Annotated in this window: 11 protein-coding genes and 1 pseudogene; 7 read left to right on the top strand and 5 right to left on the bottom strand. The window is 60.0% G+C overall.

Translation table 11 applies throughout. From position 1 onward, the window contains the following. A pseudogene (locus Q8N40_RS15700) lies at positions 1–207 on the top strand (hypothetical protein); the annotation flags it as partial. Positions 208–325: 118 nt separating this feature from the next. Here Q8N40_RS15700 and ppc read toward each other — a convergent pair. The 3 genes from ppc to Q8N40_RS15685 all read right to left on the bottom strand — a co-directional run bounded on the left by ppc (position 326) and on the right by Q8N40_RS15685 (position 5734). Next, on the bottom strand, positions 326–3109 hold the full coding sequence (gene ppc, locus Q8N40_RS15695) for a phosphoenolpyruvate carboxylase (protein WP_305712452.1): 2784 nt from the start codon (positions 3107–3109) through the stop codon (positions 326–328). 117 nt (positions 3110–3226) lie between these two features. Beyond that, positions 3227–4771 (bottom strand): acyl-CoA synthetase, encoded by a 1545-nt coding sequence (locus tag Q8N40_RS15690; RefSeq protein ID WP_305712451.1) that lies wholly within the window; start codon positions 4769–4771, stop codon positions 3227–3229. A gap of 147 nt (positions 4772–4918) precedes the next feature. After that, on the bottom strand, positions 4919–5734 hold the full coding sequence (locus tag Q8N40_RS15685; RefSeq protein WP_305712450.1) for a crotonase/enoyl-CoA hydratase family protein: 816 nt from the start codon (positions 5732–5734) through the stop codon (positions 4919–4921). Between the two features lie 113 nt (positions 5735–5847). Here Q8N40_RS15685 and Q8N40_RS15680 point away from each other — a divergent pair, with 113 nt between their 5' ends. Together Q8N40_RS15680 and Q8N40_RS15675 are read left to right on the top strand one after the other, a co-directional pair. Beyond that, on the top strand, positions 5848–6720 hold the full coding sequence (locus Q8N40_RS15680) for an SDR family oxidoreductase (protein ID WP_305712449.1): 873 nt from the start codon (positions 5848–5850) through the stop codon (positions 6718–6720). An 84-nt stretch (positions 6721–6804) separates the two neighbouring features. Beyond that, complete coding sequence (locus Q8N40_RS15675; RefSeq protein WP_305322785.1) at positions 6805–8382, top strand: fatty acid--CoA ligase; 1578 nt, start codon at positions 6805–6807, stop codon at positions 8380–8382. An 863-nt stretch (positions 8383–9245) separates the two neighbouring features. Here Q8N40_RS15675 and Q8N40_RS15670 read toward each other — a convergent pair. Continuing rightward, positions 9246–10493: a TRAP transporter substrate-binding protein gene (locus tag Q8N40_RS15670; protein WP_305712448.1), complete on the bottom strand. Its 1248-nt coding sequence runs from the start codon at positions 10491–10493 to the stop codon at positions 9246–9248. 402 nt (positions 10494–10895) lie between these two features. After that, positions 10896–11342, bottom strand: a complete 447-nt coding sequence (locus Q8N40_RS15665) for an SgcJ/EcaC family oxidoreductase (protein ID WP_305322784.1) — start codon at positions 11340–11342, stop codon at positions 10896–10898. 243 nt (positions 11343–11585) lie between these two features. On the opposite strand from Q8N40_RS15665, the gene Q8N40_RS15660 reads away from it, so the two are divergent. From Q8N40_RS15660 to Q8N40_RS15645, 4 genes are all read left to right on the top strand, one after another. Next, positions 11586–12917, top strand: a complete 1332-nt coding sequence (locus tag Q8N40_RS15660) for an adenylate/guanylate cyclase domain-containing protein (RefSeq protein ID WP_305712447.1) — start codon at positions 11586–11588, stop codon at positions 12915–12917. Between the two features lie 351 nt (positions 12918–13268). Continuing rightward, positions 13269–14411: a hypothetical protein gene (locus Q8N40_RS15655; RefSeq protein WP_305712446.1), complete on the top strand. Its 1143-nt coding sequence runs from the start codon at positions 13269–13271 to the stop codon at positions 14409–14411. 301 nt (positions 14412–14712) lie between these two features. Next, positions 14713–14958: a hypothetical protein gene (locus tag Q8N40_RS15650; RefSeq protein WP_305322781.1), complete on the top strand. Its 246-nt coding sequence runs from the start codon at positions 14713–14715 to the stop codon at positions 14956–14958. 65 nt (positions 14959–15023) lie between these two features. Next, on the top strand, positions 15024–15314 hold the full coding sequence (locus Q8N40_RS15645) for a hypothetical protein (RefSeq protein WP_305322780.1): 291 nt from the start codon (positions 15024–15026) through the stop codon (positions 15312–15314). Positions 15315–15567: the final 253 nt, after the last annotated feature.

Here is a 15567-nt window from a genome sequence, read left to right as displayed (position 1 = left end):
TCTGCTGTTGCTCCAAGAGCGTCCGAGCCGCCGCATCGCAACGAAATGACGCAAAGTGCGGACGGCGACCTGCTCGGCAAGATCCAGATCCCGGAAACGGTCGCCAATCTGTGCTTCGGCGGGATGCAGCGCAACCGGCTGTATATCTGCGGCTCGTCATCGCTCCATGCCGTTTACACCAGCGTGCAGGGCGCGATGAAGCCGTAGTCCCCGTCCGTCGTCATTTCGGGACACTCGTCTTCGCGTGGACCTCAGATGTGCAATTGCACATCGGGGAATCCCGGGATTCCGGGTTCGTGCTTCGCACGCCCCGAAATGACGGTTCCTACCCACTGTTCCTCAGCCCCGCCGAAATCCCGTTGATGGTGAGCTGGATGCCGCGCAGCACCTGCTCGTCGGGGTTTTGTGCGCGATGCTCCTTCAACAGCTCGACCTGCACATGGTTGAGCGGATCGAGATACGGGAAGCGGTTGCGGATCGAGCGTTCCAATAGCGGGTTGCCCTGCAGCAGCCGTTCCTGCCCCATGATGTCGAGCAATGTCTCGATCGAGAGGTGCCATTCGCGCCGGATGCGGCCGAAGATTTTTTCGCGCAGCTCCGTATCCGGCACCAGTTCGGCGTAGCGCGAGGCGATCGCGATCGAGCTTTTCGCCAGCACCATGTCCATGTTCGACAGCAACGTGCGGAAGAACGGCCACTCGCGGTAAAGTTCTTTCAGGAACGGCATGCCCTTGTCGGGATGATCGGCGATCCAGCGTTCCACCGCGCTGCCAAAGCCGTACCAGCCCGGCAGCATCAGCCGGCACTGCGCCCAGCTGAACACCCAGGGAATGGCGCGAAGATCCTCGATGGCGCGGGTTTTCTTGCGTGAGGCCGGCCGGCTGCCGATGTTCAGCGTCGAGATCTCGGTGATGACGGTGGACGCCCAGAAATATTCAACGAACCCGTCGGTCTCGTAGACCAGCCCGCGATAGGCCTTGAAAGCGAGCTCCGATAATTGCCCCATCGCCTCCAGATATTCGCGCCGCGGCGCGCTGTGCCTGGGCTGCAGCAGGCTGGCTTCCAGCGTGGCGGCGGCGAGGATTTCCAGATTGCTGCGGCCGACTTCGGCGTTGGAATACTTGCTGGAGATGATTTCGCCCTGCTCGGTGATGCGGATCTGGCCGTTCACCGCGCCGCCGGGCTGCGCGATGATGGCGTCGTAGCTCGGCCCGCCGCCGCGGCCGACCGAACCGCCGCGGCCGTGAAACAGCCGCAGCCGCACGTGGTGGCGCTCGAACACCTCGATCAGTCCGATCTCGGCCTTGTAGAGCTCCCAGCCCGAGGTGACGAAACCGCCATCCTTGTTGCTGTCGGAATAGCCCAGCATCACCTCCTGCACCGCGCCGCAGCTGTCCACCAGCTTGCGGTAATCATGCAGCGCCAGCATGCGGTCCATGATGCCGCTTGATGCCTGCAAATCCTCGATGGTCTCGAACAGCGGCACGATGTTGATCGAACTGCGGCCGGAGGGATGGACCAGCCCGGCCTCCTTCAGCAGCACCGCGACCTCCAGCATGTCGGACATGCCCTTGCACATCGAGATGATGCACTGGGGAATCACGTCGCTGCCGAACCTGGCGTGGGCCTCGGCGGCGGCGTGGAACAACGCGAGTTCACCCGCGGTCTCCTCGCTGTATTTCACGAAGGCGGAGGTGAGCGGACGGGCGTTGCGCAGTTCGCCCGCCAGCAGCGCGATCCTCGCCTCCTCGTTCAGCGCCAGATAGGACATGCCGGGCATCGCCGCATCGATCAATTCGGCGACGGTGCGCTCGTGCACGGCGGAATTCTGCCTGATGTCGAGGCTGGCGAGGTGGAAACCGAAACAATCCACGGCGCGGCGCAGCAGCCGCAGCCGCCCGCGCGCGATCACGCCCGAATTGTTCGAGACCAGCGAGCGATAGAGAATATCGAGATCGGTCTTGAACTCCGCCACATTGGCATAGGCCGCGGCCTCGCCGACCGGCCGCCGGGTGATGCCGACATCCAGCTTCAGCGCAGTGGCGGTGAGCCGCGCGTAAATCCCCGATACCGCGAGGCGATAGGGCTCGCCGCTGCGATGCGGGGACTTGTCGGGCGAGCGTTCAGCGAGGTTGCGCAGATCCTTGGAGACGTCCGCCAGGTGGGCGGCCATCGACAGCTCGGAGCCGAGCACGTGCAGTTCCTCGAGGTAGAAGCGCAGCACCCGGCTCGACTGCAGCCCGAGCGTGCCGCGCATCACCTCGGCTGTCACGAACGGGTTGCCGTCACGGTCGCCGCCGATCCAGCTTCCCATCCTCAGGAAAGACGCCAGTTCGCCCCGCGCGGCGCTGTCGCCCTCGTTCAGCCGGTCCTCCAGCGCGCAGTGCAGCCGCGGCACCTCGTGCAGGAAGGTGTAGTCATAGAACGACAGGCCGTTGGCGACTTCGTCGAGCACGGTGAGCTTGGTCCGGCGCAACAAATTGGTCTGCCACAGCGTCAGCACCTCGCGGCGCAGCTGCTCGTCGCTGGCCGAGATCTCTTCCGGCGTCAGTTGCACCCGTTCGCGGCGGTCCAGCAGGGCCGCGATCTCCATTTCGCGGTCGATCGTGCTCTTGCGGCGGACTTCGGTGGGGTGCGCGGTCAGCACCGGGCTGATCAGGGCTTCCGAGAAGAATTTTCGTAGATCGGCCGAGCTAAAACCCGCCGCGCGGGCATGCGCCAGGGTCAGCGGCAGCGTGCCCGGACTTGGCGCGCCAGTCGAGCGCACCCGCATCTGCCGGATGTTGTTCTGGTCCTCGGCGATGTTGGCGAGGTGCGAAAAATAGCTGAAGGCGCGCACGATGCGCACGGTCTGGCTGGTCGACATGCTGTCGAGGATCAGTTCGAGCTCGCGCCGCGCCGGCTTGGCGTCGTCGCGGTGGAACCGGATCGAGGTTTGCCGGATGCGCTCGACCAGGTCGAACACGTCGGCGCCTTCCTGGTCGCGCACGGTATCGCCGAGAATGCGGCCCAGCAGCCGGATGTCTTCACGAAGCCGGGTATCCGCCTCGATGTCCTCGCCGCGGTTGGGACGCAAATCAGGGTCGGAAGGCGCGATCTGGGGTGACATGGTCGGTTACTCCAGAAATTGCCCGGCAATTCGGGAGTGTGCAAGTTTTTTGCCGCAGTGCAAGATAAAGATGGCGGCGGCCTCTTTGTCGTCCCGCGAACGCCGGGACGACAGGCATTAAATCTTCCTTCCCGCCCGCTCCCAATAGGGATCGCGCAGGCGGCGCTTGAAGATCTTTCCGGAATCCTCGCGCGGCAGGGATTTCTGGATTTCGACGTGCTTTGGGACTTTGTAGTCGGCCAGCGAAGTCTTGAGCTGCGCGCGGATCGAGGCGACATCCAGCGTCACGCCGGGCTGCGGTTCCACCACAGCCATCAGCGCCTCGCCGAATTCCGCGTCGGGAATGCCGAACACCGCGCAATCGTGCACCCCCGGCAGCGCATGCAGCGCCGCCTCGATCTCGGCGGGATAGATGTTGACGCCGCCCGAGATCACCATGTCGCGCTTGCGGTCGCAGATGAAGACGTAGCCGTCCTGGTCGATGTAACCGACATCGCCCGAAGTAATAAATCCGTCGAGATCGATCTCGGCGCGCTTTTCCGGCTTGTTGTGATAGGTGAAATCCGGATTGCCGGCGATACGCGAATAGATCTCTCCGATCTCGCCTTGCGGCAAGATCTTCCCGTCGTCGCCGACAAAGCGAAGCTCCGCGCCGGGCGCAATCCTGCCGACGGTGCCGGGCTTCTTCAGCGCATCCTCGGAGTTCGCAAACGTGACCGCGCCCGATTCGGTGGAGCCGTAGAACTCGTAGATCACCGGCCCCCACCATTCGATCATCGCGCGCTTGACGTCGGCCGGACAGGGCGCGGCGGCGTGGATGATGTGCCGCAGCGACGACATGTCGTATTTCCTGCGCAGGGCTTCCGGCAGCTTCATCAGCCGGATGAACATGGTCGGCACCATGAAGATGGTGTCGATCTTCTCATCCTGGACCAGCCGGAGAAATTCCTCCGGGTCGAACCGCGGCATCAGCACCAGCGCGCCGCCAAGACGGCCGGCGCGCAGGCCGAACGAGTTCGGCGCGGAATGGTACAGCGGGCCCGGCAGCAGCGCGCGCGCCCCCGGCTTCAGGCCGTAGATCATCGCGCGCATGGCTTCCGCATTGGCGCTCTGCGCCGGCGTCGGGGCGTTGCGGCGCACCCCCTTCGGGTGACCCGTGGTGCCCGAAGTGTAGATCATGTTCTGCGGTTGCGGCAGCGCCGGGCCGCCGTAAGGGGCTTGCCCCTGCAACCAGGGTTCGAAATCGGTGGCAAAGCCGGGCGTCGCGAGATGCGCGGGGTCGATCTTGTAATTGCCAAGGATCTCCGGCGGCGTCGGCACGCTGAGCACGGTGACGCCGGCGGGGATCGCGTCGCGCAATTGATGCAGCATGTCGGCATGGCCGATCAAAACAGGCGTTCCGGAATCCTTTAAAATGTAATTGATTTCCTCCGGCTTGAAATGCCAGTTCACCGGCACGCCGTAGGCGCCGAGCCGCATCGCGGCATACGCCGTCTCGATGAAGGCGATGTCGTTGCGCATCAGGATGCAGACGCTGTCGCCCTGCCCGACGCCGAGCTTGCGCAATCCGCCGGCAATGCGGTCGACGCGATCGGCAACGTCGGCGTGACTGCGACTGCGATCGCCGCTGATGATGCCGAGGTTGGGGTGGGATGTGGACATTTTTTTTGGTCTCTTCTATCCGTCAGACGGCACTCTCAGAGTTCGTCATTGCGAGGAGCTCTTGCGACGACGCAATCCATTCTTTCTTTGTGCTGATAGATGGATTGCTTCGCTTCGCTCGCAATGACGTCTTTTGGCGCCCGAATGTTATCCTGCATCCGCAAAACGCGGCACGCGTTTCTCGATGTTGGCGCTGACCGCCTCCCGCTGGTTGGGCCCGCCCATCAATTTCATCTGCTCGACGGACTCAGCCAAAAGCGCAGGTCCCGGATCGACCGTGAGGTTGTTGAGCATGCGCTTGCAGGCGCGGATGGCGTCGGGGCTCTTGCCCGCGATCTCGCGCGCCAGTTCGAAGGCGCTCGCGCGCGGGTCATCGCAGATCCGGGTGGCGAGGCCGTAGCTCAACGCCTCCTGCGCCGAGAAAATGCGCCCGGTATAGGTCAGTTCGCGCAGGATATCATCGCGGACCAGGCTGGCCAGGATCGGCGTCCCCGCCATGTCGGGCACCAGCCCCCATTTGATCTCCATGATCGACATCCGGGCATCGGGCGCCAGCAACCGCATGTCGGCGCCGAGCGCGAGCTGAAAGCCGCCGCCGAACGCCACGCCCTGGATGGCGGCAATCACCGGCACCGGCAGCTGGCGCCAGCCCCATACTGCCTGCTGCGGGAAATTGGCGAGGCCGTGGGTACGCGCGGAAAGGTCGCGCTTTTCGCCGCCGGCGACCCCGTTGCCGCCCTTTTCTTTCATGGCGGCAAATCGTCCCATGTCGAGGCCGGCGCAGAACGCCCGCCCCTCCCCTGACAATACGACCGCGCGGAGGCCTTTTTCCTGGGCGAGCCGGGCAGAAGTCGCCACCAGCGCCTCGAACATCGCGGCATCGAGCGCGTTCATCTTGTCCGCCCGGACCAGGCGGACGTCGGCGACGCCCTCCGAAATCGTGACCTCGACGCGCTTCTCCATCGCATTGCTCCCTTGCACACTTGTTCCAGGTTGTTGCCGCTTTACAGAAAGGCGTTGTGCGGATTTAGTCAATCAACCAATTAACAGGCAATCCCTTTGGGCGGAAACCAGCTATGTTCACTGAAAAACTCCTGACCGGACGAAACATCCTTGTCACCGGCGGCGGAAGCGGCCTCGGCAAGGCCATGGCCGCGCGCTTCCTCGAGCTCGGCGCCGAGATCCATATCTGCGGCCGCCGCAAGGGCGTCTGCGACGAAACCGCGACCGAGCTGATGGACCTCCATGGCGGCCGGGTGACGACCCACGGGGTCGATATCCGCAACCCGCTCGCGGTCGACGAGATGATCGAAACCATTTTTTCGCGGGGCCCCCTCACCGACCTCATCAACAATGCCGCCGGCAATTTCGTCTCGCGCACCCAGGACCTGACGCCGCGCGGCTTCGACGCGATCGCCAACATCGTGATGCACGGCACCTTCTATGTCACCCACGCGGTCGGCCGGCGCTGGATCGCCAACAAGCAGCCCGGCAACGTGGTGTCGATCACCGTGACCTGGGTCCGCAACGGCAGCCCCTTTGTGGTGCCGTCGGCGATGAGCAAGTCCGCGATCCACGCCATGACCATGTCGCTGGCGATGGAATGGGGCCGCTACGGCATCCGGCTCAATACCATCGCGCCCGGCGAAATCCCGACCGAAGGCATGAGCAAGCGGCTCAACCCCGGCGATGAGCCGGGCGCGCGCACCATCAAGAGGAATCCGATGGGTCGGGTCGGCAAGATGGAAGAGTTGCAGAACCTCGCGGTGTTCCTGATTTCCGGCGGCTGCGACTGGATCAACGGCGAGACCATCGCCATGGACGGCGCCCAGGCGCTGGCCACCGGCGGCAATTTCTACGAGATGCGCGACTGGACCGACGCCGACTGGACCCGGGCCCGCGATTCGATCAAGGCGCAGAACGAAAAGGACCGCGCGCAGCGGGGATGATCTTGTCGTCCCTGCGCCCCGTGCGCAATTGCGCACCAGGCAGGGACGACGACAAGGACAACAAACAAACCGCACGGGAGAAACATGTCCGCCTCAGATGAACCGGCCAACCTGGCCGACATGGTGCGCGCACGGGCGGAAACGCGCGGCGATGCCATTGCCTATGAATTCGAGGGACGCCAGACCTCGTTCGCCGAGTTCGATATCAGAACCAACCGCGTCGCCAACGCGCTGATCGCGCTCGGCGTCAAACCGCGCGAGCGGATCGCCTATCTCGGCAAGAACAGCGACATCTATTTCGAACTGTTGATGGGCGCGATGAAGGCCAATGTGGTGATGGCGCCGGTCAACTGGCGGCTGGCCGGGCCGGAGGTCGCCTTCATCGTCGGGGATTGCAAGGCGCCGGTGCTGTTCGTCGGGCCTGAATTCGTCACCCAGGTCCGCAACATCAAATCGCAACTGCCTGATCTGCGCACCGTCATCACCACGGAAGGCGGCGCGCCGGAATGGCAGGATTTTACCGCATGGCGCGATGCCCGGAGCGGCGACGACCCCAAGGTCGCGATCGACCGCAAGGATATCGCGATCCAGCTCTATACCTCCGGCACCACGGGCAAGCCGAAAGGTGCGATGCTGTCGCATGCCAATTTTCTCAATCTGGTGGAAACCGGCCGCGACCAGAAACCCGACTGGAACAAGTGGTCGACCGATGACGTCTCGCTGGTGGCGATGCCGATCTTCCATATCGGCGGCTCCGGCTGGGGCGTGATGGGCCTCTATCACGGCGCCAGGGGCGTGATCGCCCGCGAGTTCGATCCTACAAAGGTGCTCGATTTCTTCGAGCAGTCCGGCATCACAAAACTGTTCATGGTGCCGGCCGCCATGCAGTTCGTGGTACGGCAGCCGCGCGCACGGCAGGTGGATTTTTCCAGGCTGAAATACATGCTCTACGGCGCCTCGCCGATCCCGGCGGCGCTGTTGAAGGAGTGCATCGAAGTCTTCAAATGCGGCTTCGTGCAGATGTACGGCATGACGGAAACCACCGGCACGATCGTGGCGCTGCCGCCGGAAGATCACATCGAGGGGCTGGACCGCATGCGTTCGGCCGGCAAGGCCCTGCCCGGCATTGAACTCGCGATCCTCGACGCCGACGGCAAGCGATTGCCGCCGGGCGAAGTCGGCGAGATCGCGACCCGTTCCGGCTCCAACATGGCCGGCTACTGGAATCTGCCGGAAGCCACCGCCAGGACCCTCGATAGCGACGGCTGGCTGCGCACCGGCGACGCCGGCTACATGGATCAGGACGGCTACCTCTACATCCACGACCGCATCAAGGACATGATCATCTCCGGCGGCGAGAACATCTACCCCGCCGAAGTCGAAAGCGCGATCTGCGACCACCCCGACGTCGCCGAAGTCGCCGTGGTCGGCGTGCCCGACGACAAATGGGGCGAAGCCGTCAAGGCGATCGTGGTGATGAAGCCCGGCAAGAAAGCGACGTCATCCGACATCATCAATTTCACCCGCGAGCGCATCGCAGGCTTCAAGACCCCGAAGACCATCGATTTCATCGAAGCGCTGCCGCGCAACGCGTCTGGCAAGATTTTACGACGCCACCTGCGCGATCCCTATTGGGCGGGGAAAGACCGTCAGGTGAATTGAGGTAACCGCCATCGCGAGCTTGCGGCCCCGGGACCGCCCCCGGATGTGCTATGACAAAACCACGCGAGACGGGCAAATTTTCGCTTAACCCCGTCCTGCAAATCAGTGCGGCCGGTCTTGACCCGAAGCGGACGTGGTGAGACGCCTAGCGAATGGCAACGGGGCCGGTCTGTTGATGTCCGTGTTCGAGGTAGGAAGTGACCGGGCAGAGGGTCAAACAGGTTACGACTCTCATAACTGCGGGCATCAAACCGCCAGCTCCTATCCCGAGGACCCTGCAATCCGTAAGCCGGCCGCGTTCTTGCCGCAAAAGGCCCGACACGTATAAAGGTGCCGGGCCTCTTGTTCGAGTTATGACTACTTCTTGGCTCTTGCAGAACCCGTCGTTGACTGCTGCCCCGGAGCGAAGTCAGAGGCGCCCGGTCCAGTTTTTTTTCCAGACTTCTTAGCGGCCTGCATCTTTTTGCCTGGAGCATACTCCGAGGCGCCCGGAGCCGTTGATGGCTGACCTGTGTCCTGGGCCTTCTGCATCTGTTGGCCGGGGGCGCTTTTGGTGGTCGGAGACTGCGCGAATGCAGAGGTTGCGAACAGAATAGCACCAGTGAAAACTAGTGATTTCTTGAGCATACGTTCCTCCATGGTTAGATGTTAACCGCTAACGATCTGTCGCTTCGCACGTTCCACTTTTTCCAGATAGGGGGAGGAACTTTTTCTGAACAAACGTTCAGGCAGTACATAATGATTAAGAGGAGAAAATTAAGCTCACCTAGCCGTTACCTTGCGCAACCGGAGCCAGACGATTGCGACTTGTTGTGGGAGTTTCGATTCAAGTCGGTTTAGGAATGTGCCCGTGAAGCAGCCACCTACCCAACGATCCGGCCGGCAGCAGCTGCTCGAAACTGCTCGATAGCCAAACCGAGCGCAGCAAGTGCGCCTTCTTCAATCGCACCCTCTTCGTACTTGTCCAGTGTTTCTCGCACGATGTGCTGGATCTCTTTCTCGATCGGCACCAGGTCCTCACCCGTCGAATCACGAACCTTGGCCGCCAAGTCGAGAACCCTGTCCCGAAGCGCTGAGACATTCTCCTGCTCATCTGGATGAAAAAACGCTCGGAGACCTGCGCCAAACGATCCCAATGCAGACAACACAAGAATACTGCCCCAGAAATAGTCGCCATAGCGCTCAAGAAACGTCCGTTCTGTTCCATCGATGTACGCAGCTACGCCAGGATGCGCGGGGATAGCAGCATCTTTTTCGGTATTAGGCTTCTCGATATTCGCCGTATCCAGTATCTCGCGTAATATCGTTTGCCGATGAGCGAACAACTCACGCGCAAATGCCGCAGCAGCTTGCTCAGAAAGGGCCTTGCTACCCACGACAAGATCGCTGAATGAAATAACACTTACCGCTTCTGCCGGAAATGCAGGGCCAGACGCGAAAGCAGCCTTCGGGATCTCCGCTGTCTCCAACTGCGGCTGCCGGAGTATGATCGCGTCAGCCGTTTCAAGGCCAAGAAAGTTGGGCACTTCCCTCAGACGCGAGAATGATCGAAATCCTTCCGCAATCGTTTTGCTCTTGATTACACCCACTGTCGCAAAGACACTGATGCTTTTGTCGACTGCCATGGCATCCATGCTGCCAAGCGTTAGAATTTCCACTTTGCCCGGCGTAGCGCCTTCAGACGCAAGAACGACGTTGAGCAAGGCGTGATCCGCAGGAGATCCATTGAGCATAGCAATTTTTGAGCCAGTGACGTTCTTCCACTCGATGCCACGTGAGGTCTTTTGGCCTGGCGAAGTTGCCGTCCAAACGAAGAGTGCGCGTTTCCGCAATACTGCAATGGCAGAACAATTGCTTGGCATTGCGTCGCTTCGGACAACTGCTAAGTCCGCGCCACCCGTGTTTAAGAGAGCTTCGGCTTGTCCTTGCTCCATTACAGTCAGTAAGAGCCGAACTGAGCTGCGTTCGCGTGTGAAAACACGGGCGATTGCTTCGACCATCTTTGCATCCTCGCTGACTGAAGCAACAGCGATACGCAGCGTTACAGGCCTCAAGGTAACGAACAGGATGACGGCAGTGATCGTTGTGACGACCAAGCCAGCGGCGGCCAAACCGTACAGAACTCTGCGGCGACGTTGGTTCCTGCGTCGCCTGGACCTCCGGGATGCTATTTTAACGGCCAAGTCGGACCCTCCCCGGGTTTTCGGCTACTTTTCTTCTGCTCATACCTCACTCATGTAGCAATTGCCACAAACCGGCATAGATGGCCTGCATGTCATACGCCTCCGGTGACGGAGGCGAAAAGTTGAGCCACCGAATTGGGCATTGGAATCTGGTCGGTTTTAGGCCAAAGGGAACTTTTCGGCCGCCCTGTAGCGATTGACCCTGAGCAGACATCTGGGCCAACGCAAGCCGACGCCGAATCGACGAATGATGCGCTCACGGCGCGAGTCCGACCCGCCAATCGTTTTCTGATCGCAACTCAATGGCGCAAACATTTCCGAGCAGTTTGCTCACTGCCGCTGAGCAGCGCGTGGCGACGAGTGATGATGCGCGATCACCCATTTACCGTCGCGCTTCACAACCACAAATGTAAAACGCGATGGTCGGGGTTCGTAGTTTTGTTCCTTTCGAGCAAAGTCATAAAATCCTGCAACAACGACAGCGCTTTCGCTAAGCACGATTACAGTCTTCTCTTGAATCGCGTTCCTGCGGCCACCCTTCTCGAGCGCGACGAAATACTCCCAAATCGCATCCGTGCCTCGGGTCGCGACCGCGTCGGTCGTTCCGAGAAGAAGGGCATCCGGAGCATAAAGTTTTGCCAGTGCATTACGATCGTTGGCGCTGTATGTTGCCGACCACTGATCGACCACAGCGCTGGCCTCTTCTGCAGGGCTTGCGAAAGTCGGAGTTGCAACCAAAGCGAGCGCCACGCATAGAGCTTTGATAAGAATCCTCATGCAACCCTCTCATGAGCGGAGGGGCATTATAACACTCAAAGTCGCCTATTGGCACAAAGCGTCAGTTTTTGCGGTGCAGCGACAAGTCTGAAGTTGGGGGTGGACCGGAAGTGGTTGGCCGTCCGTCATGCCGGAGCGATTGACCTAAGGCGGACATGAGACATCGCTCCTTCGCTTCGGGACTTCCTGCTAAACCGGAAGTTAGGTACGCTTGATTTTGGTTACATCTGGAAAATCTGGTCGATGACGCCAATGCAGTTGCCCGAGACCCACTACGCGCGCAGCGGAAACGTCAGTATCGCCTATCAGGTGATGGGCGACGGTCCGGTCGACCTGATCATGGTCCCGGGCCTGCTTTCGCATATCGAGTTTTTCCATGAACTCTCAGGTTACACGGATTTCCTGAGCCGGCTTGCTGCTTTCGCGCGCGTGATATGCTTCGACAAGCGAGGCCAGGGCTTGTCTGACCGAGTTGCTGGCAGCCCTACGCTCGATGAACGGATGGACGATCTGGATGCGGTGATGAGGGCGCTGGGTATCTCACGTGCGGCCTTGTTCGGCTATTCCGAGGGGGCGGCGATGAGCGCTCTGTTTTCGGCGACCTATCCCGAACGAGTTTCCCATCTAATCCTCTATGGTGGATTTGCCCGTTTCACCAACTGCGACGACTACATTCATATGTTTTCACTGGAGCAGATGATTCGCTCTGTGAAGTATTGGGGCAGCGGCGCATCGGTTAAGGCGTTCGCTCCAAGCCTTGCCGGCGATCCTGAAGCGGTCAGGATCTGGGCCAAGGGCGAGAGGCTCATCGTTAGTCCCAGCGCCTATCAGGCGATGCTTGAGACCAATGCGTTGATCGACGTTCGCGCCATTCTGCCGCAACTCCGTTTGCCCGCTCTCGTTCTGCACAACGAGGCTGATGCAGCCGTGCCAGTCGCCAACGGCCGTTACTTGGCGGCCCACATTTCGGGCGCGCGCTACATCGAGTATCCCGCCGGCGATCATCGGCCGTGGGCTCAAAGGAATGTCGAAGCCATCATCGGCGACATCGAGGAGTTCGTTACCGGTCGTCGGGAGGTTGTCGTGGACGAAATCGAGCGCGTGTTGGCTACTGTTCTTTTTACCGATATCGTTGACTCGACAAGGCAAGCAGTGATCCTTGGTGATAACAACTGGCATCGGTTGCTCGATGAGCACGACAAGCTCGCGCGCCGCACAGTCGAACAATATCGCGGGCGGTTGATCAAGATGACAGGCGATGGAATATTGGCAACTTTTGACGGACCTGGGCGCGCCATCAAGTGCGCTGTGGCATTCTCGGCAAGCACCGCACGACTTGGAATCATGCTTCGTGCCGGACTACACACCGGCGAAGTCGAGTTACGGGGCGAGGATATAGCCGGTATCGCGGTCAATACTGCTGCACGGATTATGTCTGAGGCACGCGCTGGCGAAACCTTGGTTTCTCGCGTCGTGACTGATCTCGTTGCTGGTGCCGGTGTGAACTTCAGCCCCCGCGAACCGTGCGAACTCAAAGGGCTACCGGGTCGCTGGGACCTCTTTGCTGCTTCGTGAAGCCGCTCGTCGCGGGATGCCTGCTTCTGGCACGAACCGGACCAACCGTGCCGGTCTGGCGATGTCCGTTGATTTGGGTAGACCAGAAGTGGTTGGCCGTCCGTCATACCGACGCTATTGACCCGGAGCGGACATCCGCCCCCAAATATTTCAGCTAACCCGGGTCGGACGTCTTCCAGACGTCGGGCCTGGAAAGCTACACTGTCGCACTATGGTTTCGGGGTCTCGTATGCGACGTCGTGTGAATTTATTGGCCTTGCAGGTGGAGCGGCGGCCTGACCGATCAACCAAAAATTGCAACGCATTCTCGGCAGCCGTAAAGCCACTCCGAGTTCATTTTGGAGACCGTCATTGAAGAGACTGTTTAACCTCCTCGGACAGGCGGCGCTGCTGGTCATCACCTGGGCCGGTATTTTTGAAATCGGGCTGCGGATGCAACAGTACTTCGGTCCGCTATACGATCTTGAAATGGCGGGCATCAATCTGAAATGGCAATCCGACGTCGTGAACCATCAGCCGACGCCGGAAAACCAGAACCTCTGCATTTACGGTGATCTGACCGGCTTCAGCTACAAGAGCTCCTACGACACCAACGGAATCAGGGTCATCGACGATATGGCACTGCTGGCCGGGTGTCGAAAGCCCATTTCGGTACTGTTTCTGGGCGATTCATTCATGGAGGGCTACGGCGAGAAGAATACGCTGCCGTATCACGTCGCAGAATATTTCAAGAGAGAGCGCAGCGTTTGTCTGAAAGTCCACAATGCGGGATACACTTCGTATTCCCCGGCCATCTTCGTGCCGCAAGCCAAGAAGCTGCTGCCGATTGTGCGTCCCGATTATATCGTGGTAGACGTGGACGAGACCGATCTGTACGACGACTTCGCTCGATATCGCAACCTGATTGTCCGCAACGAACGCGGACAGAATGTCGGCGTCAGGACTTCACCCATCGGACACGAATGCAGTATGGGCCTCATGGAGGCTCGCAAGCATCCATTGTATATGATGCGGTTTGCAGCAAAGCTCTGGCATTCCTATGTGCACATGCCAGCGGTGATGGAGAAATACCGGTCGGACCTCACTCTGTTTTCCTATTCTCAGGACCATGACGCCGATCTCGAACGGAAATACGCAGAGCCGCTTTTGAGCTTCAGGCAGAATCTGCAGGAACTGGCCGAGGTACTAAAGGACTACACTCGGGACGGAAGCCGCGCGATATTCATCTATCATCCACATCTTGAGCACTTGAAACCCGACGCTTCTGGCCGCGTGTGGAACGATCTTGTCAGCTCTTCGGTACAGAAAATGTGCGCCGACAACAACTTTCATTTCTTCAATGCCACCAAGACGTTGAAGCAGCGATTCGGATCGCATCCCGAGGATCTGTATTGGAAGAAAGGTGACATGCATTTCAATTTCAAGGGATTAGAAGAATATTCCGCCGCGGTCGCAGCATTTATGGCCTCGGTCATGATCCACGCGAATGATTGACGGCGCTACCCCTGAGAATGCTCGCGCCCACGAAGTGATCGAATAGCTTTGCAATTTACTGCGGTGCACCAGTCCGGTGTTGCCACGAAACGGACCAACCGGGTCGGTCTGGCGATGTCCGTTGATTGGGGCAGACCGGAAGTAGCTGCCCGGTGGCCAAAACGACGCGATTGACCCCCGAGCGGACACTCCTCAGTTCTGGGATGCCAATTGGTTGCGCCGCAGCCGGTGGAACAAATCGACCCTGCGGAACATTGTTTAAATCGCGACATCCTAATCTGATGTTTTCAGGAGATTTGTCATGTCTTTAATCCATAGCGCATCGGCGCGTTTGCTCGCCGTATCTGCGTTCGCGACTTTGAGCCTCGCGACCGTTGCGGAGGCACAGATGTCCGGTCAGGGGCCGGGTCAGGGCGGCATGATGGGTGGCGGCTGGGGATGGGGGATGGGCTACGGAATGGGCGGGTTCGGAGGGATCGGCGTGCTCGTGCTCGCTCTGGTCGTCCTTGGTATCGGTGTCATGGCGTTTCGTCGCCGCAGTCCGTAAGCCGCAATCAGAACAACACACCATTCGATTGGCAAATACGCCCATTCTTTCCAATGGAGTCCATAATGAAATACGCAATCATTTTCGCAGCGGTCATGGCGACCAGTGCTTTCGCAGTCAGCCCTGCATCCTCCAAGACAATGTCATGCTCTGGTGCTCACCTTTCGAAAATGACGACGATGGTCGGTGTTATGCCGGACGGTCCGCATAAGTCGGAGATGTACAAGCATTTACAGATGGTGAACACCGCTATGGCCAAAGACGGCATGCGCGGATGCGAAAGGACAATGATGGATATGCATCGGCATCACAAGCATCATATGGGTCATATGAAGCACGGGAAGATGATGATGTGATTCGATTTTGGCTGGCATTCGATATTTGAGGACTCGCTTGCGATGAGAGTGCGCCCTTACATTGCCCTATCGTTTACTAGACTAGAGCGGGTTACGGCCCACGCTGCTTGCCCGCGCCGACGAGGGTGATCGAATAACGAAGCGATTTGCTGCGGCGCATGAGTCCGTTCATGGCACATAGCCTCGGTTATTGCAGCGCGGCAGCAGACCGGAAGTGTCGGGCCGAGGGCCAAACCCGCGAGCGCATCGCCGG

Source organism: Bradyrhizobium sp. (assembly GCF_030693485.1).
Taxonomy (GTDB): domain Bacteria; phylum Pseudomonadota; class Alphaproteobacteria; order Rhizobiales; family Xanthobacteraceae; genus Bradyrhizobium.
Note: the sequence above shows the minus strand (reverse complement) of the source record. Positions and strands in the feature narration are given on the sequence as shown.